16 protein-coding genes and 3 tRNA genes are annotated in these 16639 nt (G+C 48.8%); 8 read left to right on the top strand and 11 right to left on the bottom strand.

Annotated features, from left to right (window positions below; all coding sequences use genetic code 11):
* Window positions 1-605: 605 nt before the first annotated feature.
* From ACYVB1_RS08820 to ACYVB1_RS08785, 8 genes are all read right to left on the bottom strand, one after another.
* Window positions 606-689 (bottom strand) — tRNA-Leu (locus ACYVB1_RS08820).
* An 11-nt stretch (window positions 690-700) separates the two neighbouring features.
* Window positions 701-1231, bottom strand: coding sequence for a Fe-S protein assembly co-chaperone HscB (gene hscB, locus ACYVB1_RS08815; RefSeq protein ID WP_460922922.1), 531 nt, complete (start codon window positions 1229-1231; stop codon window positions 701-703).
* Between the two features lie 294 nt (window positions 1232-1525).
* The gene (locus ACYVB1_RS08810; protein ID WP_460922920.1) at window positions 1526-2044 is read right to left on the bottom strand and encodes an ankyrin repeat domain-containing protein; all 519 of its coding nucleotides are present in this window, start codon (window positions 2042-2044) and stop codon (window positions 1526-1528) included.
* 27 nt (window positions 2045-2071) lie between these two features.
* Complete coding sequence (locus tag ACYVB1_RS08805) at window positions 2072-2743, bottom strand: NAD(P)-binding domain-containing protein (protein ID WP_460922918.1); 672 nt, start codon at window positions 2741-2743, stop codon at window positions 2072-2074.
* The gene (locus ACYVB1_RS08800) at window positions 2740-3378 is read right to left on the bottom strand and encodes a glutamyl-tRNA reductase (RefSeq protein WP_460922916.1); all 639 of its coding nucleotides are present in this window, start codon (window positions 3376-3378) and stop codon (window positions 2740-2742) included. The genes ACYVB1_RS08805 and ACYVB1_RS08800 overlap by 4 nt, the downstream gene beginning before the upstream one ends.
* Window positions 3379-3493: 115 nt before the next feature.
* Window positions 3494-5020, bottom strand: coding sequence for a catalase (locus tag ACYVB1_RS08795; RefSeq protein WP_460922914.1), 1527 nt, complete (start codon window positions 5018-5020; stop codon window positions 3494-3496).
* Between the two features lie 246 nt (window positions 5021-5266).
* Window positions 5267-5557, bottom strand: a complete 291-nt coding sequence (locus tag ACYVB1_RS08790) for a putative quinol monooxygenase (RefSeq protein ID WP_460922912.1) — start codon at window positions 5555-5557, stop codon at window positions 5267-5269.
* Between the two features lie 129 nt (window positions 5558-5686).
* Window positions 5687-6463, bottom strand: a complete 777-nt coding sequence (locus ACYVB1_RS08785) for an SAM hydrolase/SAM-dependent halogenase family protein (protein WP_460922910.1) — start codon at window positions 6461-6463, stop codon at window positions 5687-5689.
* A gap of 98 nt (window positions 6464-6561) precedes the next feature.
* On the opposite strand from ACYVB1_RS08785, the gene ACYVB1_RS08780 reads away from it, so the two are divergent.
* The 4 genes from ACYVB1_RS08780 to thiL all read left to right on the top strand — a co-directional run bounded on the left by ACYVB1_RS08780 (window position 6562) and on the right by thiL (window position 11346).
* Window positions 6562-7602, top strand: coding sequence for a PhoH family protein (locus tag ACYVB1_RS08780; protein WP_460922908.1), 1041 nt, complete (start codon window positions 6562-6564; stop codon window positions 7600-7602).
* Between the two features lie 50 nt (window positions 7603-7652).
* Window positions 7653-8081, top strand: coding sequence for a GNAT family N-acetyltransferase (locus ACYVB1_RS08775; protein WP_460922906.1), 429 nt, complete (start codon window positions 7653-7655; stop codon window positions 8079-8081).
* Window positions 8081-10195, top strand: coding sequence for a ComEC/Rec2 family competence protein (locus ACYVB1_RS08770; protein ID WP_460922904.1), 2115 nt, complete (start codon window positions 8081-8083; stop codon window positions 10193-10195). Before ACYVB1_RS08775 ends, ACYVB1_RS08770 begins: the two co-directional genes overlap by 1 nt.
* Window positions 10196-10320: 125 nt before the next feature.
* Window positions 10321-11346 carry a thiamine-phosphate kinase gene (gene thiL, locus ACYVB1_RS08765; RefSeq protein ID WP_460922902.1) on the top strand — a complete coding sequence of 342 codons (1026 nt, stop codon included), beginning with the start codon at window positions 10321-10323 and terminating at the stop codon, window positions 11344-11346.
* Between the two features lie 154 nt (window positions 11347-11500).
* Here thiL and ACYVB1_RS08760 read toward each other — a convergent pair whose 3' ends face one another.
* Both ACYVB1_RS08760 and rlmD read right to left on the bottom strand, forming a co-directional pair.
* Window positions 11501-11869, bottom strand: a complete 369-nt coding sequence (locus tag ACYVB1_RS08760) for a hypothetical protein (RefSeq protein ID WP_460922900.1) — start codon at window positions 11867-11869, stop codon at window positions 11501-11503.
* A 79-nt stretch (window positions 11870-11948) separates the two neighbouring features.
* Window positions 11949-13301, bottom strand: coding sequence for a 23S rRNA (uracil(1939)-C(5))-methyltransferase RlmD (gene rlmD, locus ACYVB1_RS08755; protein WP_460922933.1), 1353 nt, complete (start codon window positions 13299-13301; stop codon window positions 11949-11951).
* 444 nt (window positions 13302-13745) lie between these two features.
* On the opposite strand from rlmD, the gene ACYVB1_RS08750 reads away from it, so the two are divergent.
* The gene (locus tag ACYVB1_RS08750) at window positions 13746-14555 is read left to right on the top strand and encodes an SDR family oxidoreductase (RefSeq protein WP_460922898.1); all 810 of its coding nucleotides are present in this window, start codon (window positions 13746-13748) and stop codon (window positions 14553-14555) included.
* A 44-nt stretch (window positions 14556-14599) separates the two neighbouring features.
* Here the strand turns inward: ACYVB1_RS08750 and ACYVB1_RS08745 are convergent, their stop codons facing one another.
* The gene (locus ACYVB1_RS08745) at window positions 14600-15223 is read right to left on the bottom strand and encodes an SH3 domain-containing protein (protein ID WP_460922896.1); all 624 of its coding nucleotides are present in this window, start codon (window positions 15221-15223) and stop codon (window positions 14600-14602) included.
* 181 nt (window positions 15224-15404) lie between these two features.
* Between ACYVB1_RS08745 and ACYVB1_RS08740 the strand changes: the two genes are divergently transcribed.
* The 3 genes from ACYVB1_RS08740 (at window position 15405) to ACYVB1_RS08730 (ending at window position 16456) form a co-directional block, all read left to right on the top strand.
* Window positions 15405-15477 (top strand) — tRNA-Lys (locus ACYVB1_RS08740).
* A 162-nt stretch (window positions 15478-15639) separates the two neighbouring features.
* Window positions 15640-15712 (top strand) — tRNA-Lys (locus tag ACYVB1_RS08735).
* Window positions 15713-15757: 45 nt separating this feature from the next.
* Window positions 15758-16456, top strand: coding sequence for a DUF4403 family protein (locus ACYVB1_RS08730; RefSeq protein ID WP_460922894.1), 699 nt, complete (start codon window positions 15758-15760; stop codon window positions 16454-16456).
* Window positions 16457-16639 lie beyond the last annotated feature (183 nt).

Raw genomic sequence — 16639 nt, 5'->3', positions numbered from 1 at the left:
TGGCAGTAGGGGCAGTTTACCTGGATAGTTATCTCGCACATAACTTCCTATAAACACCCTTGCTGCCATACTTATTCCAACATCATACATTCTAGAACACAGCCCAAATTTTATACTTGGATTGAAGTGCCAGACGGGAATGAAAGCAGTAAGCATGTTGCTCATGCTGCAAGCAAAAAGGGTAGATATTATGAGATACCGATTGAAAAGCTTGAGCTTTAGTTGTTAAAAAAGAAAACTCTCTGATGTACAATGATAACTGATTATACATCAGAGAGTTTTCTTTTAATAAAGAGTCAACTCCATATCAACAGGCTGTCAACAGTTCAACTTTCGGTCAACACTTCAACGACTGTCAACAGGCTCAGCTTAATGTTATATATGGTCTATTTGTTTGATGTACAGCATATTGTATGGAAAAAGCAACAAATCAACAGCTATATAGGAAGAAACACAAAAGCGCAACTTATACTACAGCTCTTTTAGAAGAAAGGTAATAAGGTGGAAAAAGAGGGGAACCAAATTGCACCTTAGTTTTGCCACCTTTTCTGCCACCCATAAACAAATTAAGCCGCTGATTATCAGCGGCTTAATTGCTATAAAAGTACCCAGAGCCGGAGTCGAACCGGCACGAGTGTAACCTCATTGGTGTTTGAGACCAACGCGTCTACCAATTCCGCCATCTGGGCTTGTTCCCCTTTCAGGAACGCGATGCAAACTTAGATAATGTTTCCTGAATTCGCAACAGATATTTTTTCTTCAGATAGTAGGTTTTTACCTGCTGCAGGGCCTCATCTTTGGTAACACCGTGTAACTCAGGATATCGCTGCAAAACCGGCAGAATGTCATTGTCCAGCTGCGCCACCACCCCACTGGTTTTCTCACTAATCTCATGGTATTTATCTGCGTCAAAATCAAACTCCAGCTCCATCAGCTCTTCGTTTATGTCCATCATCTCCATCAGGAAGTCAGACGGAATCTCATTTTTGCCTTCCTCCAGTATGCCGTGTTCCTTCAGGATATACTGCATGCGCAGGTCCGGGTCGGCGAGGGTACGGTAGGCATTGGTGTTCTGGGTGGAAAGTTGCAGGATCTCCTGCTGTTTCTCCTGCGGCTCGTTGGCGTAAAAATCCGGGTGGTACTCGCGGCTCAGCCTGTAGTACGTGTTTTTCAGTGCCTTCTCATCCAGCAGAAAGCTTTCCGGTATATCGTAAAATTCGAAGTAATTCATATGGCTGTTGTCTTTTAACATGTGTCAGAGAAGGCGCTTGAAGCACCCTGTTCCTAGCAAAGGTACAGCAAAAGGGGGAGGATTGTTTAGGAGAGAGAGGTACAAAGCCTGTAAGAACTCCTCCTCAGAAGCGCCTGTCGTGAAGATGTGTGCTACATGACAGATGCCAACCTGCACATGCAGGAGACAAGAGAAGGTTGATTTTGCTGCCACAAAAGTAAAGCCGTAGAGATGCGTGATGCTGTGAAGCAATAGCGCTCTACGGCTTTTGAGCAGGTGCTTTTGCGAAGGAATTTATTTCAAGAGCGCAACCCCCTCGTGGTTCTGCTGCTGTTGGGCCAGGTCAAGCGCCGTAAGGCCTCGCTGGTCGCGCAAGGTTTTGTCGGCTCCGTTGGCTACCAAAACTTTGATGACATCGTTCCGGCCAAACATCGAGGCGAGCATCAGCGCTGTACCGCCGTTTCCGTTCTGTGCATTCACTTTCGCACCTTTGCTGATGAGCAGGTTGGCGATAGCAGGATAGCCTTTGAATGCTGTTCCCATCAGGGCCGTGTTACCGGTTGCATCCTGGTGGTTTACATCTGCGCCAGCCTCAATCAAAAGCCGGGCTGCCGCTTCCTGTCCATTATAGACTGCTATGATAAGCGGCGTAAAGCCTTTCTGGTCTTGGGTATTAACATCTGCTTTGTTTTGCAGCAGTTGTTTGATTTTAACCACATCGCCTGTTCTGGCTGCTGAGATGAGATCAGGAGCCTGCGCAAAAAGGGCAGCAGGTATCAGGAAGAAAAGAAGGTTGAAAAACATCAATTTCATGGGTAATGTGTAAATGATGATTAAAATTTAAGATAGCTGAAACAGTTGGTTTAAAGAGTTTAAGAGCACCTCGCGCGAGGCACCCTCTGCTGTTCTCAAGGCACCAGCCGGGCGACGAATCAGGCGGTTGAGGGTTGCTTTAGCCAGTTTTGAGGCGGCATCACTCTGGGGCAGGTTCACGTATTTTTGTAGTTCACTTTCCAGCACAGCGGCAAAGTGTTCTTTCAGCTCACGGATGCTGTCGTAGACAGGGAGGTCCTGCAGCCAATCATTGAAAAGTACGGCTTCCTCGGTTACAATATGCTGCACATCGGCAATGGATGCTTCGCGTGCTTTTTTTACGGCCTCAGTTCTGCTGGTAATCTGATCCATGTTTATGAGTGTAGTGCGTGGCAACTGCGCAGCCTCAGGCTGTATACTTAATGGCACCGAAAGGTCTATCAGGACACGTCTGCTTTCTATTGGCGGTAAACCAAGCTGTGCAACAGACAACTGTTCTCCGGCACTGACGCAGGAGACAATGACATCATAAGTCGCGATAGCTGAAAACCGATTTGCAAAGGGCACAGCACGCAAGCCTAATTTATCCGCTAAGGCCTGCGCTTTTTCATCTGTGCGGTTTGTCAGCGTCACGTCCGTAAACCCAAAGGAGGTGGCATACTTTGCTATGTCCGTGCCCATCTGGCCGTCACCAATCACCAGCAGGCGCTTTTTAAAAAATCTTTTCGCGGAATAAAGTCAGCTATTCGCTCTAAAGCGGCATATCCTACAGAAGAAGCCCCGGACCGGAATTTTGTTTCGTTACGCACACGTTTGTGTGTCCGGAACAGCGTTTGTAGTGCCTGGTGCAGGATTGGCCCTCCCAGGTTTACATCTTTTGTAAGCTGGTAGCTGTCCTTAAACTGCCCGATAATTTGCCGGTCGCCCAGCACCTGCGAGCGTAAACCCAGGCCAACCTCCAGCAGGTAACGCAGCGTGTCCTGGCTCTGGGTGTAGTTTCTGAACAGGGGGGCAAAGGCAGCTTTATTTTCAATGTTTTTAAACTGAAGCAGCGCCTCTTGTACTGCTGCAGGAGGTGTGCCGGAAAATTCGTAGTACACTTCTGTCCGGTTACAGGTCGTCACCACCATCACAGCATCTACCAGGTCGCGTTGTTTCAACGATGTCATAAACGCCATGGCCTCCTCTTTGCTCAGTTGCAGGGCCTGACGCCACTCTAATGATGCCGTTTGATGCGAAAGGGAAACTGCCTGGAGTATGTTTATATGGAATGGGGTGTTGATGGACTGGCTGGAGTGTTTTCGAAAAACTGTTATAGTATTAAAAGAACCCACTCCCGCCCCTCCCAGTAGGGGATTTGAATTAATCTTGTAGAAATTCCTCTTTTGGCAGAGGCAGGTTATCAGCACCAGGCATTCATTTTACCGGGCGCAAAGCAACCAGAAGGAACTATTTAGCTGCCACTAAAGCAACTACATCGTTTCTGTTCAGCTTGAGGGCTTTGATCAGGCGGTTACCATAATCCGGATCTGCCTGGTAGAAATAGCTTACCATTTTGTTTACTACTTCTTTGTTCTTTACCTGGCCCAGATCACCTGCCAGGTTGCTGATCAGGTGCTCCTTTTCAACTTTAGAAAGAGAGCGGTACAAGTCGCCGGCCTGCTTAAAGTTGTTTTGCTTGCTGATGGCCCGCTGCATCGTCTCCGCATCTATTTTGCGGATAGAGTAGTTGTATTGGTTATCATCTACAAAAGTTGGCTGCGTCGTGCTTGGCTGGTAGTTCACATCCGATTTGGTGCCACGGTTGCTTGCTACACCATTCTGATTGAAGTTGTTTACCTCTGCCAGGGGAGCGTTTACTGCAATGCGCTGGAAGTTGCCACCGAGGCGGTATCGCTGTGTGTCCATGTAAGAAAACACGCGTCCCTGCAACAGCTTGTCTTCAGACGGCTCAATGCCAGGCACGAGGGTAGCAGGGGCAAAAGCAGCCTGTTCTACTGTTTCAAAGAAGTTGTCCGGTATCCTGTTCAGGGTCATTTTACCGATTGGCATGCTCGGAGCAATTTCTTCCGGCCAGATTTTGGTTGGGTCGAGCGGGTTAAAGTCGAACTTATCCAGGTCTTCCGGCTTTATCATCTGCACTGAGAGCTCCCAGGAAGGAGAGTTGCCTTTGTTGATCTGCTCATACAGATCTGCCGTGGCATGTGAGTGGTCTTTTGCCTGCATCTGGGCAGCTTCCTGCGCAGTAAAACTCTTCACGCCTTGCTGTGAAGTCCATTTGTATTTCACATACAGCACTTCACCCTGTGCATTCACCCATTTAAAAGCATGCACACCAAATCCGTCAATCTGTCTCAGGTTGGCAGGTGTGCCTAAGTCCTGGTACAGGTAGGTGAGCATGTTTGTAGCCTCAGGTACGTTTGAAAAGAAGTCGAACACGCGGTTTGCGTCCTGCTTGTTATATACCGGAGATGGTTTGAAGGCGTGTACCATATCAGGAAACTTGATGGCATCGCGGATAAAGAACACCGGGAGGTTGTTTCCTACCAGATCATAGTTACCCTGGTCGGTGTAAAACTTTACGGCAAAGCCGCGTGGGTCGCGCAGTGTTTCCGGCGAGCCTTGCTCATGCACCACAGTAGAAATGCGGGTAAAAACAGGCGTCTTTTTCCCTTTGCTGCTGAAAAGTGAAGCCTTTGTGTACTGAGAGAAGTCGCCGTAACTTTCGAAGTCTCCATGTGCGCCTACACCGCGGGCATGTACCACACGCTCCGGGATGCGCTCACGGTCAAAAGTTGCCAGTTTTTCAATCAGGTGTACATCCTCCAGCAAAACAGGCCCGTTCTCTCCGGCTGTTTTAGAGCTCTGGTTGTCTCCTACAGGGGCACCGGTGTTTGTGGTGAGTGGCTTTTGCTGCGCAAAAGTCAGTTGCCCGCAAGCCAGTACACTGAATAGGAGTAGTGTTCTTCTTAGCATATAAATTGTATTGATTTTAACGGGACAAATGTGCAGGAACAGCCTTTATCAATCAAATTGATTGAGTTGATTAGATTATAGGTTTATTCTATAATATTACACAAGTGTATTAGCCTCAGTTACATGAGAGAAGAGGCAAAGCAGGGTGCTTTCTGAAAAATCAGGAAAATAAATTCACAAAGGGCGGGGCACTCTTTGTGTCATACCTCAATTCAAGAAATATTGAAAGTAAGGGTACTGATGATATCAAGCATTGACCTGCTGCATTGACCAGGCCTGTGGCCTGGCAGCAAACAAGGCTTTGGTGTGGGGCCACACCTGGCCAAAAAGGGTAGACTCGCGGTACCTGTTCAGGTGCTCTTCCGAGTCCCAGAGGCTGTAAGTGCTGTATACGTTCGGGTCGTTCATATCCTGCAGCAGCTCCACATGATTGCAACCTTCAAAAGCACGTATTTTCTCCTTGGAGTTGCGGAATATTTCCAGGAACTCCTCTGTCTTTTCCGGTTTAAACGTCATCCTGACAATGCGAACGATCATAAATTTAATTTTGAATAACTGAATTTTGAATGATTGAATAATAAAAAAAATTAAAATGGCTGATAAAGGCAATCATGACATTCAACCCATCTTATTCAGTCATTCAGTTATTCAAAATTCAGAATTAAACTAGCTTCCCGGGTAGAACCGCACATCCACCTGTGAGTCGAAGCCGAGGCCCAGGAGTTCTGCGGCGTGGCCTTTGTTGATACCGATGCAAAGCTGGCCCTGGCTGTTGTAGATGCAGCAGCAGTCGCCATCGTCCACCTGATTATAGGTAGGATAGATGCGCCCCAGCGTTTCGCGGCCGAAGTGAATGGTGAAGGTGCGGCCATGGGCAATGGTTTCGATGCTGTCGGCGGTAATGTCCGTAATCAGGTTGCCGTAGCGGTCTACATGAATGACGTGGCCTGTGATAGAGTGATCGTTCAGGCGCAGCTGGCGGTTCAGCAGCTGCCTGTAGCGGTTGGTGCGCTCGCCCAGCACTTCTATATCGCCACCCTTTGCCAGGAACACAGCGGCATTCGTCAGCAGGTCTTTTGCAGGGAAAGGCATAAGTTGCTGGTCAGCTTTCAGTTCCACCACGATGTCCGGTTGCCCGTCTGTCAGGAGCGAGAGCAATCCGTTGTCTGCTAAAAGAAAGTAGTGCCCTTTGTATTTTGCAGCATGAAATTTGCCGTACTTATTACCGTGGGTGTCGATGGCAGCCAAGTGAACCGTTCCTTCCGGAAACTCCCGGTAAACAGAGCCAAGCACAAATTCGGCATGGGCAATGTTGTAGGGTTCGATAGCATGCGACACATCCACAATGGTTGTCTGTGCGTCCTGAGAAAGGATCTTGGCTTTTACAGCGGCCACGTAGTGGTCGTTATACCCAAAATCTGATGTAAACGTAATTACAGCCATATCACGAACTATAATCTATGTAGATTTGTACTAATATAAACCAAATTTACTTAAATTAAAGCAAACATTACTCACATACTATATACAGGAGCAATAATTTGGTAGAGAAAATAATAACATTAGAGAACATCTCTCTAATAGATTTTCTGGGGACAGAGAATCAGAATATAAAGCAGTTAGCTGCTGCCTTCCCGAGCAGTAAAATTATCTCGAGGGGCAATGAGATCAAAATTCAGGGCCAGACGCCCGAGATAACGAAGATTCACGAAATACTGGCTTCACTTATTGATCACTATCACAAGTTCGGAAAGATTACGCACAGCAGCGTAAATAGATATCTTTCTTCTGACTCCTTTACAGATGAGGAAGTGATTGTTACTTCCCCGGATGTGATTGTGTATGGCAGCAAGGGTGGTGTCATCAAAGCCAAAACACCGAACCAGCAGAAGCTGGTAGACGCCGTAGAAAAAAACGATCTGGTGTTTGCCCTGGGGCCGGCCGGTACAGGTAAAACGTATGTTTCTGTGGCACTGGCGGTGCGTGCGCTTAAAAATAAAGAGGTTAAGAAAATCATCATTTCCAGGCCTGTGGTAGAGGCAGGCGAAAGCCTCGGCTTTTTGCCCGGTGACATGAAGGAGAAGGTAGACCCTTACCTGCGCCCGATTTATGATGCCCTGGAGGACATGATTCCGGTAGAAAAGCTGAAGTATTACCAGGAAAACAAAATCATTGAAATTGCACCCCTCGCTTACATGCGTGGCCGTACATTGAACAATGCATTTGTACTGTTAGACGAGGCGCAGAACACAACCCCTGCGCAAATGAAGATGTTCCTGACGCGTATGGGCCCGAATGCCAAAGTAATGGTGAACGGCGACTGGTCGCAGGTAGACCTTCCGCGTAACCAGCGTTCCGGTTTAATGGAAGTGCTGAACATTCTGCGTGGCGTAAAAGGCATCGGCTTTGTGGAAATGAGTGGCGAGGATGTGGTGCGCCACCGACTGGTTCGCGATATTGTGAACGCCTATTCCAAACTGGAAGAAGAACGCCGTGCAGCCAGAGAAGAGGCCAAAGCATCAGAAGATGGCAAGAAAGAGCCAGCTTATGATCGCCGCAGGAAAATCAAAACGGAAGAATAACATAAAGACTCTTTGTAGAGGCGCAATAGCTTGCGCCTCTATTTCTTTGTATGATTGAGCTAAGACGAATAGAGCAGGAGCAGGACTTGAAGGCTGCCTACAGCATCCGCGAAAAGGTGTTTGTTGTAGAGCAGCAGGTGCCTGCCGATGCGGAATATGACCAGTATGAAAGCGAGGCCCGGCATTACCTGGCTACCTACGGGGGTGTGCCTTGTGGTGCAGCCCGCTGGCGCGTAACTGATAAGGGGGTGAAACTGGAGCGCTTCGCTGTGCTGCCCGAGTACCGGAACCAGAATGTAGGGGCTAAGGTGCTGGAGACTGTGCTGCAGGATGTGCATAGGGAGCACCCGGACAAGGTTATTTACCTGCACGCTCAGTTGCCTGCCGTTAACTTTTACAAGCGCCATGGTTTTGTGGCAGAAGGCGACATGTTCAGCGAGTGCGACATACAGCACTATAAAATGATATACAGGGGGTGATGCTGCGGTGGGCACCATACCCTTTTATCCGCATCACACTTAGTTTGATTGCAGGTATTCTGCTATACTTTATCTTAGGCAAAGATTTCCGTTACAGCACGGAAATCTTTGCCTTTTTTGTTGCTGCTTTCACCCTGGCAGCTGTGTGGAACCTGAAAGTGAAAACTGCCACGGCTACAAATACAGCTGGTATAGTGGGATTGATCTGTTTCATATCCCTCGGCTTCTGGACAACACATCTGCATACTGCCAGTAGCAACCCGCAACACCTCCTGCACCTGTCCGGGCAACCTGCCTACTATATGGGGGTGGTGGATGATTACATTTTGCAGAAGCCGGGCTACCAAAGCACCGTGCTCCGGGTGCAGCAGGTGCAGGTAAATGGAGCATGGCAGCAAACGGAGGGCAAGGTACAGCTTTACATTCCGCATGACTCGGAAAATGCTTACGAACTAAACTATGGGGATGTGCTGCTGGTAAAAGGCGCACCGCAGGAAGTGGTTTCCCCCGGTAATCCCAACCAGTTCGATTACCGGCAATACCTCGCCAACAAGGGCATCTACCACCGCCATTACCTGCAGGCTTTCCAGGCGCAGAAAATTAGCATTGCACTACCTAATCCCGTTTTAGCGGCCAGCATCCACCTGCGCCGCAACCTCGACCAACTGCTGCGCGACAAGGTGGAGGCGAGGCGAGAATATGCCATTTCCTCTGCCCTGATTCTGGGTGTGAAAGATGAACTGGATAATTCTATCCGGAGTGCCTACGCCAGCACGGGCACCATGCATGTACTGGCGGTGTCGGGGCTGCACGTGGGCCTGATTTACCTGGTGCTGGTGTGGCTCTTCCGCCATGTTGCGCCCTCCAGGCGGCAGCGGGTACTACAGGCTGTGCTGATACTGGCACTTCTCTGGACCTATGCTTTCCTGACCGGCTTGTCGCCCTCCGTGCTGCGGGCGGTGGTTATGTTCAGCTTTGTTGCCGTGGGCACAGCCATCAAACGACAGACAAACATATACAATACCATTGCCATTGCCGCTGCCGTGCTACTCCTGCTGAACCCTTACAACCTGAAGGAGGTCGGTTTTCAGCTGTCGTTCCTGGCTGTGCTGGGGATTGTGTACCTGCAACCGAAACTGTACCAATTGCTAGAGGTCAATAATTGGGTCCTGGATAAGGTGTGGATGTACTTTACAGTGGCCGTGGCTGCACAAATTGCGACGCTTCCACTGGGGCTTTTTTACTTTCATCAGTTTCCGGTGTACTTCTGGTTCGCTAACCTGGTGGTAGTGCCCGCGGCCATGTTCGCCTTGTATACCGGTATCACTGCCTTGGTCTTTAGTTGGGTGCCGCTGCTAAGCGGGGTGCTGTTTATGCTCCACTACTGGGTTGTGTGGTTTATGAACTGGTTTAACGGACTGATTCAGAACTTGCCTTATGCCCTCCTCAACGGCATTGATATTACTCAGCTGCAGGCCTGGCTATTGTATGTACTGTTTCTTGCTTTCATTCTTTTCGTGGCGCTCCGCAAGCTTCGCTACTTTGCCCTGGCTACCGCGATTGTAGCGGTGCTCACGTTGCAGGAGGTGTGGGAAACTGTGCAGCAAAAAGGGCAGGAGCTGCTTACAATATACAACGTGCGTGGTGCTACAGGAATAGCATTGGTGCAGGGGCAGCAGGCTACTGTACTGGCTGACTCTCTTCTGCTGCTTCACGAAAGTGACTATTCTTTCAATATTCAGCCGCACCTCTGGCAGATAGGGGTAGCACAGCCGGATTTTGTTCCCCTGTCAGGAGGCACTGAAATAGGAGCTGCTTATACAGTGCTGCCGGATAGCAACAGCCTGCTGGTATGGCAGGGCCAGCGGATGCTCCTGCTGTCGCATCCTCCGCAACTCGCTTCACAGCAGCCGTTGCCATTGGATTACCTGCTGCTACGGAATAATGTGCGCCTGAAACCTCAGGACCTGCAAGCCTATGCTCCCGGCAAAGTAGTGCTGGACGCTTCCAACAGTCCCTGGTATCGGCAGCGCCTGCACCAACAACTAGACACCCTCGGCATTGCCTACTATGATGTAGCCGATTCCGGGGCTTTGGTGGTGCGGTTGAGGTAAGATTTGTGAGGAGGGGCAGGGGTGGTTGGACCCGGCAACTTTGAACTTCTGCAAGGCCTGTTTTATGGGCTAAAGACTTCTTTCCTCAATTTCCGTATCTTTGCACATTCAAAAGAGAAAATATTATGAGTGACTATACCCCGCTGAGCGAACTTGGTGAGTTTGGCCTGATTAAAAAGATAAACGAGAAATTTGAGCTAAGAAATGAGTCTTCAGTGAAAGGCATTGGCGACGATGCTGCTGTACTGGAGCCGCAGGAGAAGCAGTTGGTCGTGTCGAGCGACATGCTGCTGGAAGGTGTGCATTTCGACTTAACCTTCTGCCCGCTGAAGCATTTAGGCTATAAGGCGGTGGCGGTGAACGTGTCGGATATTGCGGCCATGAACGCCAGACCCACTCAGATTACAGTGAATATTGCGGTAGGTGCCCGCTTTACCGTGGAAGCCGTGGAAGAGCTTTATGAAGGCATTTGCCTGGCTTGCGAGAGCTATAATGTAGACCTGGTGGGTGGCGACACTACCTCGTCCAGGGCAGGCCTGGTTATCAGTGTGACAGCGCTGGGAGAGGTGGCCAAAGGAGAAGCTGTGCTTCGCAGTGGTGCCCAGGTAAATGACCTTATTTGTGTAACAGGCGATTTAGGCGCTGCTTACCTTGGCCTGCAGGTACTGGAGCGTGAGAAGCAGGCGTTTATGGCCAACCCTGAAATGCAGCCTGAACTGGAAGGGAAACAGTATATCGTGGGCCGCCAGCTGAGACCGGAAGCCCGCATGGATGTGGTGTATGAACTGAAGGAACTGAAGATAAAACCTACCTCCATGATTGATATTTCAGATGGCCTGGCCTCTGAACTCATGCACATCTGTACCCAGTCAGGAGTGGGGGCCACGGTGTATAAAGACAACCTGCCAGCCGACGGACAAATGCTGGAAACAGCCGTGGAGTTTAACCTCGACCCGATTATGTGCATCATGAATGGTGGCGAAGACTATGAACTGCTCTTCACCATTCCGCTTGCTGATTATGATAAAGTGAAAAACCACCCGGACATCACCATCATCGGTAAAATAACCGAAGCCAGTGAAGGTGTAAACCTGGCCAATAAGCACGGGCAGGCATTTCCGCTGAAGGCACAGGGATGGACGCACTTTTAGTGGCGTAGCACGAAGTTTATGCATCATATAGCTGTATCACCTGGTGCAATACAGCTTAACTTAAAGCTTAGTAAACAGAAGAGGCTGCCCCATGTTGTCGGAGCAGCCTCTTCTGTTTATCAATTTCAGCGGGCGTGTTACGTAAACTGGAACCTCAATCCTCCGGGAACGGGATGAACACGAAGTTCTGGAAATCCCCGTCTACCACAAAGAGGCAGCAGTATTCATCCGGGTCTTTGTAGGCGGCTTTAAAATCGTCTACTTTATCAGGCATCACCAACTGCCGCTGCACGAAATCTTCTAAATAGGAAGCGTTGATGTGCCACTCCAGCGCTACTTCTTCTTTTGCCAGGAACACAGATCCCACCGGCACTTGCGTGCGGCTGAACACGAAGATCGGATATTCTGAAATTTTCCGTTTGCGCACCTGGTACGATGCTTCTTTCAAGGTCTCGGCCACCACCACAAAATCTTTAGAGATAGTGCCAAGGTATTTACCATTTAATTCCGGATCGTTTTCCATATCATTCTCTTCATCAGGTGTAAAAAACGGTTTCCTACCAGCTTAAAGATAAAGGATCCATTTTTAGTTGCCTGTGCTTCTATTTTGCGGTTAACAATACAATATTTTCTACGTGGTGCGTCTGCGGGAACATATCTACCGGTAGTACGCGTGCCACGTCATACTTTGCTGATAGCAACTCCAGGTCGCGGGCCTGTGTGGCTGGGTTACAACTCACGTACACAATACGGTCCGGGTGCACCTGCAGCAGTTTCCCGACTACATCCTCGTGCATGCCAGCGCGTGGGGGGTCGGTAATAACAACATCAGGGCGGCCATGGCGCTCTATCAGCTCGTCTGAAAGTATGTCTTTCATGTCTCCTGCATAGAACGTGGTATTAGTGATGTTGTTGATCTGCGAGTTGATTTTCGCATCCTCGATGGCGCTTGGTACATATTCAATACCAATTACTTCGCGGCACTGCCTGGCCACAAAGTTGGCGATCGTTCCGGCGCCGGTATACAGGTCGTACACCAGTTCGTCTCCCTTCAGGTCCGCTAGCTCGCGGGCCAGCCTGTACAGCTCGTAAGCCTGGTCTGCATTGGTCTGATAGAAGGACTTCGGGCCCACGCGGAATTGAATGCCTTCCATCTCCTCGTGTATATAAGGGAGGCCATCGTAGCACACTACCTCCAGGTCGTGGTAAGTCTCATTCCCTTTCGGGTTCACGACATATTGAAGCGAAGTAATTTCCGGGAATGTATTCTTCAGATGCTCCATCACTCCCGTAATCGCTTCCTGGTCGTTCTGGTACACCTGCAGGATCACCATTAGTTCCCCAGTGTTGGCCGTCCGGATGATGAGATTGCGCAGGAATCCCTGGTGCTTTACCACATCAAAAAAAGCCAGGCCGTTTGCTCTGCCATAATCACGTACTGCCAGTCGGATGGCATTGGACGGGTCAGGCTGCAGGTAGCAGTGCTGTATGTCCAGGATCTTGTCGAAGCGGCCCGGGATATGGAAGCCCAGTGCATTGCGGTCAAACTCCTCTACAGAATTTATCTGCTCATTCGTAAGCCAGCCGTTAGGGGAGAAGGTAAACTCCAGCTTGTTCCGGTAATACCTGGTTTTGGCAGAACCCAAAATAGGGTTGAATTCCGGCAGTGCCACTTTGCCAATACGCTCCAGGTTGTCCTTCACCTGCTTCTGCTTGTAATGCAGTTGCGTGTCGTAACCGATGTGCTGCCATTTGCAGCCGCCGCACACCCCAAAATGTTCGCAGAAAGGCTCCACGCGCAGTGCTGAGTACTCCCGGAAGGCAACAGGGACGGCCTCCAGAAAGCTTTTCTTTTTGCGGGTTACGCGCAGGTCCACCACGTCGCCGGGAGCCACACCACTCACAAAAATCACCATGTTGTTGTGGCGCGCCAGGCATTTCCCCTCCGCCACCATCTCCTCGATTCTTATATTTTCGAGTATCTCGAATTTATTTTTCTTCTTATTTCTCACAGTGGTGCAAAATTAATCAAAATAGAGGAGAAAAGGGCAGGAGTGGTTATGTGATGATAGAGAATGGGGTTGCCGGAACAAAATTTGTTGAAAAATCCCAGCGGGACGACCTGTTGATAGACATCAAATGCTATGAATTTTTAGCTCCGTAGGATCGGCCTGTTAAGGATATTGAGCAGGCCGATCCTACGGAGCTAAATAAGCTTCTTACCTTTCAGGCTACAACAGGAACGTTCAGCTGGGATTTGAAAACATGCTGACGCGGTACCCTGGAATATGTCCTGAGGCAGTTACAACTACCCCATGGTTTTATATGCCATCAATCTACAAAAAGCAATCAACAATAAGCTTTATCTTTGCAGCACTTTAATCAGGGACTAATTCAGCATGAAAGATAAAGTAATTTTAATCACGGGCGGAACATCTGGTATTGGTAAGGCCTGTGCTTTTGCTTTTGGAAGAGCAGGGGCGAAGGTGGCTTTTTCAGGGCGTAATCTGCAGGGCTTACAACAGACGTCGCAGGAATTGGCGGCGGCAGGCATCAACAACCTGCCGGTGCAGGCAGACGTGAGCGTGGAAGAGCAGTGCGCGCAGATGGTACAGAAAACGGTAGACGCATACGGCCGCCTGGATGTGCTGATCAACAATGCTGGTATTTCAATGCGCGCTCTTTTCGAAGACCTGGACCTGGATGTTATCCGGAAGGTGATGGACATTAACTTCTGGGGCACGGTGTACAGCACCAAGTATGCTTTGCCTTACATAAAAGCGGGCAAAGGCTCGGTTATTGGCATTTCCTCTATTGCCGGCTACCGCGGTCTGCCAGCCCGAACAGGATATTCTGCCTCTAAATTTGCCATGCATGGTTTTCTTGAAACACTGCGTACGGAGCTGCTCTACTCTGGCGTACATGTGCTGCTAGCATGCCCTGGTTTCACAGCTTCTAATATCCGTAACACTGCGTTGGCGGCCAACGGGCAGCAGCAAGGCGAAACACCACGGGAAGAAGAAAAGATGATGAGTGCCGAAGAAGTAGCCGAAAGGATTTTGAAGGCAACCTTAAAACGTAAGCGCGATCTTGTGATGACGACGCAGGGCAAGATGGCCGTTTGGATAAATAAGCTTTTCCCTGGCCTCGCCGATAAGCTCGTGTACAATGTAATGGCAAAGGAGAAGGATTCCCCTTTAAGGAAATAGTTGCTGTTGCTGGTTATTCCATCAACCAGCAGCGGGCAACGAAGCTATGGTAGCTCTAGCAGGTTACTCTTCCGGATAAAGGCTTTCTGACCTTTCCATTCTATCTCATACCAGATGTCCTGCTCGCCCCTGATAGGTACTTTATGCCCTTCGGTGGCTGTGGCAAGCCAGGAACCACCGGCAGAGGGAGCCGACATGATGGCGACGTGGTTGTTTTTGATGATACCCGCATCTCCCAGATTCAGGAAGTTGATGTAGTAGAGGATAAATAGCAGGTACAGCGTAAATCCTATCTGGAAGGGTTTGCTGAAGCGGTGGCCTTTGCGCCATCGGAAAAATATGACCGTGGCTGTGACTACTGCCGCCAGTAACATGAGCTCCAAAATGCGCATATAGTGTTTGCTGAACTGCGTTTTGAAAAACTGGAGGTCATTGTACTCATAGCCCTGCAGCCGGTGAGCCTGTGCCAGCTCTTCCATTTTTCTCAGTACCGATCGGCTGGGTTCTTTCGTATAGAAAAGATGCAGGTAGTACATGGCACCGGTATAGTCGCGGAGGCCTTCTTTGATATAAGCCATCTTCAGGAGCATCTGCGGCGAATACAGCTGCTCTTGCAGGATTTGCTCGTATAAATCGAAAGCCTCTGTGTAATGCTGTTTTTGAAACAAAGAATCTGCTGTTGCCAGTGTGTTTTTATCTGCCTGAGCATAAGCTGGTTTTGCCAGAAACGTCAAAAAAATGACTAAAAATGCAGATATTTTGAACCAAAGGTTTTGCATTTAAAAACTTAGCTGTTAGTTTTGCATCGCAATTCAGGGAAACGCCCTGAGAAATGCAAGTTAGTAAAAAGATTCTGTAGCTCAGCTGGTAGAGCAATACACTTTTAATGTATGGGTCCTGGGTTCGAATCCCAGCGGGATCACAAATGAGAGCGAAAGCCTTTTCTGATTGAAAAGGCTTTTTCTTTCTACTCTTGCTGAAGAGCAAACATTTTGAAAGGAACGCAAGAAGGGAAAATAAATTTTTGCATCATAAAAATTATTTCCTACCTTTGCACTCCCAATTAACGGGAAACACATTTACTGATTCTGTAGCTCAGCTGGTAGAGCAATACACTTTTAATGTATGGGTCCTGGGTTCGAATCCCAGCGGGATCACTTCTTAAGCCTCAAACACATGTTTGAGGCTTTTTTTTTCTCTTAGTGATATATCAGTATATTGATATAAATAACCAGAAGCCCCTTTCTCTTAATAAAAACTATCCAGCTACATCTATGGAGACTACGGAGAACGCTATTAAAATTCATTTGCCAGTATCAGTTTCATACCAGGCGCTGGAAGGGGTAATGAAGAAGAAAATGGTCGGAGACTTTATCCCCAGGCAGGTGGAAGGCGAGACTACTCCTCCATACGCCCAGATTCTGGATATTGGAATTTCAGGAAGTAGCACTGGTGATTATGATGTTATTCTCCGGATTAAACTAAAGATCTTAAGAACAGTACTGAAGCGGGACCAGGTGGACCTGTACGTGCTAGCAACACTTGGTTATGACAATGCGGCGCAGCAACTGTATGCCCGTAAGTTTACAATGGATGCCAAGACCTCCAGCAGTTTCTATAATTCAGCATTAGAGGTGCTGGTAAACAAGGTGGCCTATAACCAGGTACTGAAGAAGGCCCGGGTAAACCTGGGGGCGATTATAGCAGGAGAATTGCTGAAGGCCAACGGTAAACTGGAAAATGGGCTTGAACTGAAAGGCCTTCATATAAGGGGGGCTGTTCCGGAAGTGCGTGTACAGGATATTACCCCGCAAGCCAAACAAGTTACGCTCTCCCTGGAGCTGCGGGGAGACTTAAGGGTAGAAATCCTGGATCTTGTCAGTCTCATGCCGCCTCAGTAAGCACTTAAAGCTACCCTTTCGCAATGTTCCGGCTGCACGTGGATTTTGAGCAGGCAAAGCCGGCAATTTACCTTAAGTAAACCATTTTGATTATCATACTTAAAGCCCTGGTTCATCGCCAGGGCTTTTGCTTTGTTTTAAAAATGCGAGGGGCCTACCCGAGGTATGGCAGTTGGAACAGGG

Source organism: Pontibacter brevis, from assembly GCF_054779655.1.
This window is presented reverse-complemented; position numbering and strand designations above follow the sequence as displayed.

What these genes read in the sequence shown, in the direction of transcription:
- thiL (WP_460922902.1), top strand. Translation starts at nt 10,321, where the DNA reads ATGAGTGACTATACCCCGCTGAGCGAACTTGGTGAGTTTGGCCTGATT.
- ACYVB1_RS08775 (WP_460922906.1), top strand. Translation starts at nt 7,653, where the DNA reads ATGATTGAGCTAAGACGAATAGAGCAGGAGCAGGACTTGAAGGCTGCC.
- ACYVB1_RS08750 (WP_460922898.1), top strand. Translation starts at nt 13,746, where the DNA reads ATGAAAGATAAAGTAATTTTAATCACGGGCGGAACATCTGGTATTGGT.
- ACYVB1_RS08810 (WP_460922920.1), bottom strand. Translation starts at nt 2,044, where the DNA reads ATGAAATTGATGTTTTTCAACCTTCTTTTCTTCCTGATACCTGCTGCC.
- hscB (WP_460922922.1), bottom strand. Translation starts at nt 1,231, where the DNA reads ATGAATTACTTCGAATTTTACGATATACCGGAAAGCTTTCTGCTGGAT.
- rlmD (WP_460922933.1), bottom strand. Translation starts at nt 13,301, where the DNA reads ATGGTGGCGGAGGGGAAATGCCTGGCGCGCCACAACAACATGGTGATT.
- ACYVB1_RS08770 (WP_460922904.1), top strand. Translation starts at nt 8,081, where the DNA reads ATGCTGCGGTGGGCACCATACCCTTTTATCCGCATCACACTTAGTTTG.
- ACYVB1_RS08785 (WP_460922910.1), bottom strand. Translation starts at nt 6,463, where the DNA reads ATGGCTGTAATTACGTTTACATCAGATTTTGGGTATAACGACCACTAC.
- ACYVB1_RS08790 (WP_460922912.1), bottom strand. Translation starts at nt 5,557, where the DNA reads ATGATCGTTCGCATTGTCAGGATGACGTTTAAACCGGAAAAGACAGAG.
- ACYVB1_RS08760 (WP_460922900.1), bottom strand. Translation starts at nt 11,869, where the DNA reads ATGGAAAACGATCCGGAATTAAATGGTAAATACCTTGGCACTATCTCT.
- ACYVB1_RS08795 (WP_460922914.1), bottom strand. Translation starts at nt 5,020, where the DNA reads ATGCTAAGAAGAACACTACTCCTATTCAGTGTACTGGCTTGCGGGCAA.